Origin of the sequence: Stenotrophomonas sp., assembly GCF_036662295.1 — a bacterium.
Taxonomy (GTDB): Bacteria; Pseudomonadota; Gammaproteobacteria; order Xanthomonadales; family Xanthomonadaceae; genus Stenotrophomonas.
Genome location: NZ_JAVWXA010000174.1, coordinates 2,111 through 4,452 on the forward strand (window position 1 = coordinate 2,111; position 2,342 = coordinate 4,452).

At 65.9% G+C, this 2,342-nt stretch carries 1 protein-coding gene; it reads right to left on the reverse strand.

Going from position 1 to position 2,342, the window contains the following annotated elements; translation table 11 throughout:
• Positions 1-268: 268 nt before the first annotated feature.
• The gene (htpG, locus tag RSA25_RS19030; protein ID WP_332810392.1) at positions 269-2,167 is read right to left on the reverse strand and encodes a molecular chaperone HtpG; all 1,899 of its coding nucleotides are present in this window, start codon (positions 2,165-2,167) and stop codon (positions 269-271) included.
• Positions 2,168-2,342: the final 175 nt, after the last annotated feature.

A 2,342-nucleotide genomic window follows, 5' to 3' on the forward strand; every position in this document is an offset into this window, starting at 1 on the left:
TCCCTTGGGCGGGCGCGGGGCCGCCACCCCCGCGTGGTGGGTTTGCCTGGAGCCGGCCAGCGGCCGGCACTACCGGGTGTGGGGTTTGCCATGAACCGGGCAGCGGCAGGCATCACCGCGTGCGGGGTTTGTCATGAGCCGGCCAGCGGCCGGCACCACCTCGTGTGGGGTTTGTCATGAGCCGGCCAGCGGCCGGCACTACCTGACGCGGTAGGTGCCGACCGTGGGTCGGCACGCTTTCTCCGGCATCCCGGCGAGGGCCGATGGCTTACGCGGACAATTCCAGCAGCAGCTTGTTGAGCCGGCGCACGTAAGCGGCCGGGTCCTTCAGCGTGTCGCCGGCAGCCAGCGCGGCCTGGTCGAACAGCACGCGGCTGAGGTCGTCGAACCGGCCGGCATCGCCTTCCTGGTCCAGCTTGCCGATCAGCGGGTGGCCGGGGTTGAACTCGAACACCGGCTTGCTGTCGGGCACCTTCTGGCCGCTGGCTTCCAGGATCTGGCGCATCTGCAGGCCCAGGTCCTGTTCGCCGATGGCCAGGATCGCCGGGGAGTCGGTCAGGCGGTGGGACACGCGCACGTCGGCCACGTCCTCTCCCAGTGCCTGCTTGATGCGCTCCACCAGGCCCTGCTTGTCCTTGGCTGCCGCTTCCTGGGCCTGCTTGTCCTCGGCGCTTTCCAGCGCGCCCAGGTCCAGGTCGCCACGGGCCACGTCCACGAACGACTTGCCGTCGAACTCGGTCAGGTAGCCCATCAGCCATTCGTCGATGCGGTCGGTGAGCAGCAGCACTTCCACGCCCTTCTTGCGGAACACTTCCAGGTGCGGGCTGTCCTTGACCTGGGTGTGGCTGTCGCCGGTCAGGTAGTAGATCTTGTCCTGGCCTTCGATCATGCGGCCCACGTAGTCGGCCAGCGACACGCCCTGTTCGCCGCCGGCGTCATGGGTGGAGGCAAAGCGCAGCAGCCCGGCGATCTTCTCGCGGTTGTTGAAGTCTTCGGCGGGGCCTTCCTTGAGCACCTGGCCGAACTGCTTCCAGAAGCCGGCGTAGACCTCGGGCTTGTCGGTGGCCAGCTTCTCCAGCATGTCCAGCGAGCGCTTGGTCAGCGCCGACTTCATGGAATCGATGACCGGGCCGGACTGCAGGATTTCGCGCGAGACATTCAGCGACAGGTCGTTGGAATCGACCACGCCCTTGATGAAGCGCAGGTACAGCGGCAGGAACTGCTCGGCCTGGTCCATCACGAACACGCGCTGCACGTAGAGCTTCAGGCCCTTGGGGGCATCGCGGTGGTACAGGTCGAACGGCGCATGGCCGGGCACGTACAGCAGCGAGGTGTATTCCAGCTTGCCTTCGACCTTGTTGTGGCTCCACGCCAGCGCGTCCTGGTGGTCATGCGCGGCGTGCTTGTAGAACTCCTGGTACTCGGCGTCGCTGATCTCGGTGCGCGGCCGGGTCCACAGGGCGTTGGCGCGGTTGACCGTTTCCCACTCGACCTCGGCCGGGGCGTCGTCGCCGTGCGCTTCCTTGGCCATCTGGATCGGCAGGCCGATGTGGTCGGAGTACTTCTTGATGATGCTGCGCAGGCGCCAGCCATCGGCGAAATCATGCTGGTCGTCCTTGAGCTGCAGGACGATGCGGGTGCCGCGCTCGGGCTTGTCGATGGCCTCGACGTCGAACTCGCCCTCGCCGCGCGAGGACCAGTGCACGCCCTCGCTGGCGGGCAGGCCGGCGCGGCGGGAGTAGACATCGACCTGGTCGGCGACGATGAAGGCACTGTAGAAGCCCACGCCGAACTGGCCGATGAGCTGGGAATCCTTTTTCTGGTCACCGGAGAGCTGGCGCAGGAAGTCACCGGTGCCGGACTTGGCGATCGTGCCAAGGTGGGCGATCGCGTCTTCGCGGCTCATGCCGATGCCGTTGTCGTCGATGGTGAGGGTGTGCGCATCGGCGTCGAAGCTGACCTGGATGCGCAGGTCGCCGTCGTTTTCGAGCAGGGCCGGCTGGGTCAGGGCTTCAAAGCGCAGCTTGTCCGAGGCGTCGGCGGCATTGGAGATCAGCTCGCGAAGGAAGATTTCCTTGTTGGAGTACAGCGAGTGGATCATCAGCTGCAGCAGCTGCTTGACTTCGGTCTGGAAGCCCAGGGTTTGTTTTTGGGTCTGCTCGGTCACGACGATGATGCTCCTTGGACAATGCCGCGCCCGGCGCGGCGGCTGGTCAAGGGGTAGGGGTGGATTGTCCCGAATTCAAGAGCGCAGGCGCGACGCCCAACGACGAGCAGGACACCCGCAGGTAGAGCCACGCCATTGATCTGACCCCCGGAAGTTGGACACCCATTCAATAGCC